This window comes from Pseudomonas sp. No.21 (assembly GCF_054558415.1).
The window spans coordinates 626,924-633,860 of sequence record NZ_BAAJNO010000002.1; the positions used below are offsets into that span (position 1 = coordinate 626,924).

Here is a 6,937-nt window from a genome sequence, read left to right on the forward strand (position 1 = left end):
CGTCAGATAAACCCATTTTGAAACGGCCAATGTTGGCCAATGCTGGAGATTCGAACATGGCAGCCAAAGACCTTTTGCGAGTCGACGCCCTTTGCAACGAAGACCCGAAGGGCCGGATGTTCATTGACCCACACACCCTGAAAATGACCGACCTGGGTCGCGTCACGCTTCTTCGGTGTGGAGTGGATACGGTGCGTCAGCTTTACCGGGGCCTGATACGTCCGGGCGTCATCGAACTCTTCGACAACCCCGGGACCATCGTTGAATTCGCTGGGGAGCGCTGGCATGCCGGACGTGTCGGCAAGGACTCCGGCTACCAGTACAAGCTGCAAAACGCTGACCTGGGCTTCGTCCTGCTGGTGAAGAACTTCAACGCCAAGGTCGACAGCATCGGCCCCCACGTCAAAATCGAAGTCTCTCCCCACGCCATCGACGCTCTAAGCCCTCACCGGCTGCAGGCCCGCATGGATCGCTACGCCGAACACCTGCTGACCCATGTCGAAGTGAACCAGTGTGCTGTTCACCTCGCCCTGGATCTCCAGAACTGGACCCCGCCTGCCGATCTGGTCGCCCGAATGCACTGCCGGGCCCGAACACACCGCGACATCTCGGGCATCAATGAGATCCAGTGGGACACCAAGTCCAGCGTCTACGGGCGTGGCGAAACCTTCATGTTCGGCTCGGCCAGTGGCATTCAGCTCTGCCTGTACAACAAGACCGAGCAGGCCCGCGTCACCGACAAACTCGACTACTGGGAAAGCGTCTGGAAACGACGAGACTCCTTCTGTGACGACGATCCGTACAACTACAACCCCGAGGCTGACGTCTGGCGTATCGAGCTGCGTTACCACCATTCCATCGTCCAGCAGTTCGCTTCCGGTTCCATCGACGCAAGGACCGGCCTGGCTATCGACACCAAGACCTACGAAGCCTTCACCCGTCACCTCGACGGCCTGTGGCGCTATGGCTTGAGCCAGTTCCGCCTGCTCGCCCGTCCTGGATACTTCGAGCCCATCTGGACGCTCATCCGCAACGACGTGAAGGTCGACGTGCCCGTCGATTCGCTCATCGATGAAACCGAGTACAAGCGCTATCACAAGACCGCCAGGGGCTTCTCGGGCAAGAACGTCGAGCTGTTCCTGGGAAACTTCGTCAGCCTGCTTGCACGGGAGCGAGTGGGCGCAAAGACCGCCTTTGAACGGTTGCAGACCTGGGAATGCTGGCCTGTGATCCGCGACCACTACGCCACCAAGGAAATGACCGAGCACGACATCTACAAGCACATCAAGCAGCTGCTCGAAGAACGGCATGTCAGATGGGGGAGGGCGGTCTAATGGCGATCAATCAACTGCCTGACGGACGTTGGCGAGTCGACACAGAACCCATCAAGGGCCGGCGATTCCGCAAGACCTTCAAGACCAAAGGGGAAGCCCAGCGCTTCGAAGCGACCTGCCGCGCCAGGGTGATTGAGGCCCCATCATGGACACCCAGGCCGAAGGATCGTCGCCGGCTTTCCGAGTTGATCCGCCTCTGGTTCAACCTGCACGGCCACTCACTCCGGGACGGAAAGCGACGCCTCTCCAAGCTGGAGCAAATGGCGGTCCGTCTGCGTGATCCGGTGGCAAGGCTTCTCGACGCCTCGGCCTATTCGACCATGCGGCGAAATCGCCTCGATGCCGGTGTGTCACCGAAGACGATGAACAATGAGCTGGGCTACATCCGAGCCGTTTTCAACGAACTGCGTGACCTCGGCCAGATCGACTTCGACAACCCTCTTGCCGGAGTGAAGCCGCTCAAGCTGCAGGAGCGTGAACTGTCCTGGCTCACCACGGACCAGATAGGCGAACTGCTCGACTCGATCAGTACCGGCTGTGAGAACCCGCATACCGAGCTGGTGACACTGCTCTGCCTCGCCACGGGGGCTAGATGGTCCGAGGCTGAAAAGCTCAGCCCTAACCGCTTGCAGGGTAATGTCGTGACCTATGCCGGCACCAAATCAGGGAAGGTCCGCTCCGTCCCGATATCCGGGGAGCTGGCGGATCGGCTCAGGGGGCATTGGCGAACGCATGGCCAGTTCACGTCATGCATCACATCCTTCCGCCGTGCCCTGGAGCGAACCACCATCAAGCTCCCGAAAGGGCAGGCCGCCCACGCCCTGCGCCACACCTTCGCAAGCCACTTCATCCAGAACGGCGGCAACATCCTTACCCTTCAGAAAATCCTCGGGCACTCCACCGTCGTCATGACAATGCGGTATGCGCACCTTGCTCCAGATCACCTGCAGGATGCTGTTCGTCTTGGCCCATTCAACGGCTGAGATGAACGGGTTTGCTTCTCTTGAGCTTTGCTTTCGGTGAGATGCAGTGCCAGCGACCTTTATCAAGGCGGCTTTGCACCAAGGCTTGGTATTTGACGGGCTCAGGGGGTGATTTGCGTTGGTGGCGAAGCGCATTACATCGTGCACAGGCTGCGGCGATATTGGACTCGGAGTCAGTCCCTCCGTCCTGTCGAGCGAGCAGGTGTTCAGCGGTGCAGCGGAAGTGCCTTGCCTGGGCCTCAGAGATTCTATGGGCTTTGGCAAAGGGTTCTGGAGAGCCTTGCCACATCAAAAAGCCGCAGTAGCAGCATTTCCCATTTTGGCGTTCGAAGGCAGATTGACGGTGTTTTTTGACGGCGTTCTTGGGCACATCGGCCTCCTGTATTTAAAGGAAGTCCGCGTGCTCAAGTACTGAACCATCACGGTACCAACCGCGGTACGCGAGTTGGCCAAGCACCGGCCCAGTGCGGGTAACGGCTCGTAGAAATTACTGCTGCAAAGGCCCAACGGCAATGCCGTTTTCGACACTTTTTCGACACCCAAAGAAAAACCCCTGACTTTCACTAGGAGAATCAGGGGTTTATTTGGTGGAGCCGGGGGGATTTGAACCCCCGTCCGCCAGTGCGCCGCTTTCGGGACTACATGCTTAGCCAAGTCTACTGAGTTAGCTCTTTGCGGCCCGACTGGCAGGGTGCTCAGAGCGAGCTGTATAAGTTTTAGCCGTTACGTCTACAGCGAACTTGGCGGCGATCCTGTTCTATCTGACAGTCATTTCGGGTTTACAGGCATCCCCTTATGACTGCTGGCGGCCGAAGCCACCAGAAGGGTTAGGCCGCGAGGGCCGCCCCGTAGTTGTCGTCGTTGGCAACTATAAGTTTGCAGCAGCTGATTTACGAGGTCTGCTACCAGCTCGGCATGCCCCTAGAGTTTTGTAACCGGCGTCGAATCCTAATCGGCCCCAAAAGCTTCTAGTGGTAAAGCTAGAAGGCGGATGGTACGCCAAAGGCGCCTCCGCGTCGACGGTCAGTGCACAATTGGGCTGTCCGCCGGCTTCGCTTATGATTGCCAGCTATTGTCAGGATGTCCCTCAAACGAGTCCTCCGAATGCCGCGCTCCCCCCGTTACCCGTTGCGCCAGTGGATATGGCGTGCGTTCGTGCAAAGCGCGCTGATCCCGCTGATTCTGGTGGAGTCGGTGCTGATCGCCATCTACCTGCTGACCAACAGCGCGATCCGCGATGCCCAGGTGGACTACCTGCAGCAGAGCGCGCTGGAGGACCTCGGCAGCGCGGTGGTGCGAGAGGGCAAGATCATCGACGGGCGCCTGCAGAGCATCGAGGGCCTTGCCCGGTTGTTCCGCGACAGCGCCGTCCGGGCCGTGCAGGACCGCAGCTTCCAGCCCGACGAGCTGGAGCGTTCGCGCCACCGCCTCAGCGAGGATGGCGTCTTCTACACACAGAGCGACGACGGCCGCTCCGCTTCCTTCTATGCCAACAGCACGCCGGTGGAGCGCCAGGATCACGAGAAGGCGCTACGCCTGTCGCAGCTCGATCCGTTGATGCGCTCGATCCGCGAGAGCGACCCGCTGATGGCGGCGGTCTACTTCAACAGCTGGGACAGCTACAACCGCATCTACCCCTTCTTCATGACGCCCGAGCAGTATCCCCATGACATGGTGATACCCGACTACAACTTCTATTACCTCGCCGACGCCGGCCACAACCCCGGGCGCAAGGTGGTCTGGACCGACGTCTACCTCGACCCGGCCGGCCAGGGCTGGATGATGTCGGCGATCGCGCCGGTGTACCGCGACGACTTCCTCGAAGGCGTGGTCGGCCTGGATATCACGGTCGGGCAGATGCTCGGCGCCATCAGCAACCTCAAGGTGCCGTGGCAGGGCTACGCCATGCTGGTGAGCCGCGACAACAGCATCATGGCGCTGCCGGCGGCGGGGGAGCGCGACTTCGGCCTGCGCGAGCTGACCCGCTACTCCTATGAGGAGGCGGTGCGCCGCGAGGTGCTCAAGCCGGAAGACTTCAACCTGGCCAAACACGCCGAGATGCAGCCCATCCTCCAGGCGATGCAGTCCGGCCAGGGCAACATGAAGGAGGTGCTGCTCGGCGGGCGCAAGCAACTGGTGGCCTGGACCGAGATCCCGCAGACCGGCTGGCGCCTGATGATGGTGGTGGACGAGGCCAACATCTTCCGCGAGACCAACCGCCTCGCCGAGCGCTACCAGCAGATCGGCTACCTGCTGATCGCCGGCCTGGCCTTCTTCTATGCACTGTTCTTCGCCTGGATGTGGGCCCGCTCGCGGCGCCTGAGCGATGAGCTCTCGGTGCCGCTGGCCGGCATCTCCGGGATGATGCAGCGCATCGGCCAGGGCGACTTCAGCCCCGAGGCGCCGAGCAGCCGGATCATGGAGCTGGAATCCATGGCCCTGGCGGTGCAGCAGACTGGTGACCAATTGCGTGCCAGCGAGGAGGAGCGCGTCGAGGCCCAGCGCAACCTGGAACTGGTGCTGGAGAGCACCACCGAAAGCCTCTGGGAAGTGGACGCGCGCACGCTGTCGATCAAGATGAGCGGGCGCTTCGTGAAGCGTTTCGGCCTGCCCTCCGACGAGCTCAGCTTCAACGACTTCAATGACCGCGTGCACCCCGACGACGTCGAGCGCGTGCGCCGGTTGCGGCTGTTCTTCGCCGACAGCGGCCAGGACAATTTCGACGCCGAATACCGTTTCGCCGATGCCGATGGCCAGTACGCCTGGCTGCTGAGCCGCGGCAAGGTGCTGGAGCGCGACGCCGAAGGCCGCGCCCAGTTGGTGGCGGGCACCCATGTGGACATCACCCGCCTCAAGCAGGTGGAGGACGAGTTGCGCCGTGCCAGCCGCGAGGCCATGGCGGCGAGCCAGGCCAAGAGCCGCTTCCTCTCCAGCATGAGCCACGAATTGCGCACGCCGCTCAACGCCATCCACGGCTTCGCCCAGTTGATCGGGCTGGAGACCGAGGGCAAGGACGAGCGTCGCGAGGAAGCCGAATACGCCCAGGAGATCGTCAACGCCAGCCGCCACCTGACCTCCCTGGTGGACGACATCCTCGACCTGTCGAGCATCGAGAACCGTCGCCAGCAACTGCAGCTCAAACCGGTGGAGATCGGCCCGCTGCTGGCCGGTTGCGCCGAGCTGATCCAGCCGGAGTTGCAGACCCGCCAGCTGCACCTGCAGATGATGGCGCCGCCGGAGCCGCCGCTCTTCGTCCTGGCCGATGCCCGGCGCCTGCGCCAGGTGCTGCTCAACCTGCTGTCCAACGCGGTGAAGTACAACAGCCCGCAGGGCATGGTCAGCCTGGGCTACGAGCTGCGCTCGGCCGGTGTAAGGCTGTGGGTGGCGGACAGCGGCTCGGGGCTCAGCGAGGAGCAGCAGGCCATGCTGTTCCAGCCCTTCCAGCGCCTGGGGCGCGAGAACTCGACCATCCCCGGCACCGGCATCGGCCTGGTGCTGTGCCGCGAGCTGGCGGAGCTGATGGGGGGGGAGATCGGCTTCAGCAGCACCCGCGACATCGGCAGCCGCTTCTGGATCGACCTGCCCAGCGCCGCACCGCCGAACCAGGCGGATTCCGGCACCCCGGAAAGCGCGCCCGCGCCGGCGCTGGCCCAGGTGCTCTGCGTCGAGGACCACCCGGCCTGCCTCAAGGTGCTCAAGGAAGGCCTGCGCGACATGGCCGAAGTGCGCGGTGCGGGCTCGGTCGGTCGCGCCCTGTCGACCCTGGAAACCCAGACGCCGGCCCTGTTGCTGCTGGACCTCGACCTGCCCGATGGGGACGGCCTGGAGGTGCTCGACTACGTCCGTCGCACCCCGCACCTGCGCGGCATGCCGGTGCTGGTGGTGAGCGCGGCGGTCGACGAGGCCAACCTCTCCGAAGCGCGTCGGCGCGGGGCCGATGCCTGCCTGACCAAGCCGGTGGACCTGCAGCAGGTCCGGCGCCTGGCGCTGTCGCTGCTGGAGCGCGAGCCGCCGGCCTTCTGAGGCGGGTGAACTCTCCCCGGGCTGAAGCCTGGGCTACCAGGGCTGTGCATGTCGTGCGCAGCCCTTTTTCATTTGAGCGTGGGAAGACACGTCCTTAGGGCGTGGTCATGGTCATCCTGCTTGTGATAGTTCGAGCTGAGAGCTGACAGGATGAGCTCGTGCCGTAGGGTGTGCCGCGCGCACCGCCGCACGGTGCTTCCGGTCAGCTCCAGGTGCGCGCAGTGTTCAGCCGGGGGACATAGGTGACAGGTGTCGGGAGACATAGGTAACGCATTTAGGCTTACGGAATCCTTCGAAGAGGAGTTCGAGCGATGCCGTGGCAGGAGTGCACCACCATGTCGATACGACGTGAATTCGTACTGTTGGCCCAACACCCGCAGAGCAACATCCGGGAGCTCTGTCGACGCTACGGCATCAGCCCCAAGACGGCTTACAAATGGCTGGAGCGATATCAAGAACTGGGTGATTCCGGCCTGCAGGATCAGTCCCGTCGTCCTCTGACGAGTCCTGGACGCAGCAACGCCGAGTTGGAGCGAGAGGTGGTGCGCCTGCATCACCAATTCCCTTATTGGGGCGCTCGCAAGCTGCTCCATCTGC

At 62.6% G+C, this 6,937-nt stretch carries 5 protein-coding genes and 1 other RNA gene; 4 read left to right on the plus strand and 2 right to left on the minus strand.

Annotation, left to right across the window (positions count from 1 at the left end):
• The first annotated feature begins 56 nt into the window (after positions 1–56).
• On the plus strand, positions 57–1,334 hold the full coding sequence (locus ACYJSS_RS05600) for a hypothetical protein (RefSeq protein ID WP_236206624.1): 1,278 nt from the start codon (positions 57–59) through the stop codon (positions 1,332–1,334).
• Complete coding sequence (locus ACYJSS_RS05605; protein ID WP_236206625.1) at positions 1,334–2,317, plus strand: phage integrase; 984 nt, start codon at positions 1,334–1,336, stop codon at positions 2,315–2,317. The genes ACYJSS_RS05600 and ACYJSS_RS05605 overlap by 1 nt, the downstream gene beginning before the upstream one ends.
• Here ACYJSS_RS05605 and ACYJSS_RS05610 read toward each other — a convergent pair.
• A complete protein-coding gene (locus ACYJSS_RS05610) occupies positions 2,307–2,687 on the minus strand; it encodes an HNH endonuclease (RefSeq protein WP_236206626.1) in 381 nt (126 codons plus the stop codon). The two genes, ACYJSS_RS05605 and ACYJSS_RS05610, sit on opposite strands and share 11 nt — an antisense overlap.
• Before the next feature lie 215 nt (positions 2,688–2,902).
• Positions 2,903–3,277: a transfer-messenger RNA gene (ssrA, locus tag ACYJSS_RS05615) on the minus strand.
• 144 nt (positions 3,278–3,421) lie between these two features.
• On the opposite strand from ssrA, the gene ACYJSS_RS05620 reads away from it, so the two are divergent.
• Both ACYJSS_RS05620 and ACYJSS_RS05625 read left to right on the plus strand, forming a co-directional pair.
• Positions 3,422–6,340 carry an ATP-binding protein gene (locus ACYJSS_RS05620; RefSeq protein WP_111260191.1) on the plus strand — a complete coding sequence of 973 codons (2,919 nt, stop codon included), beginning with the start codon at positions 3,422–3,424 and terminating at the stop codon, positions 6,338–6,340.
• A 335-nt stretch (positions 6,341–6,675) separates the two neighbouring features.
• Positions 6,676–6,937, plus strand: a 262-nt coding sequence (locus ACYJSS_RS05625) for a helix-turn-helix domain-containing protein (RefSeq protein WP_459479428.1), incomplete at its 3' end; no start/stop codon positions are given.

Bases quoted from the DNA above. Each gene is read 5' to 3' on its own strand.
- ACYJSS_RS05600 (WP_236206624.1), top strand. From the start codon at position 57: ATGGCAGCCAAAGACCTTTTGCGAGTCGACGCCCTTTGCAACGAAGAC.
- ACYJSS_RS05605 (WP_236206625.1), top strand. From the start codon at position 1,334: ATGGCGATCAATCAACTGCCTGACGGACGTTGGCGAGTCGACACAGAA.
- ACYJSS_RS05620 (WP_111260191.1), top strand. From the start codon at position 3,422: ATGCCGCGCTCCCCCCGTTACCCGTTGCGCCAGTGGATATGGCGTGCG.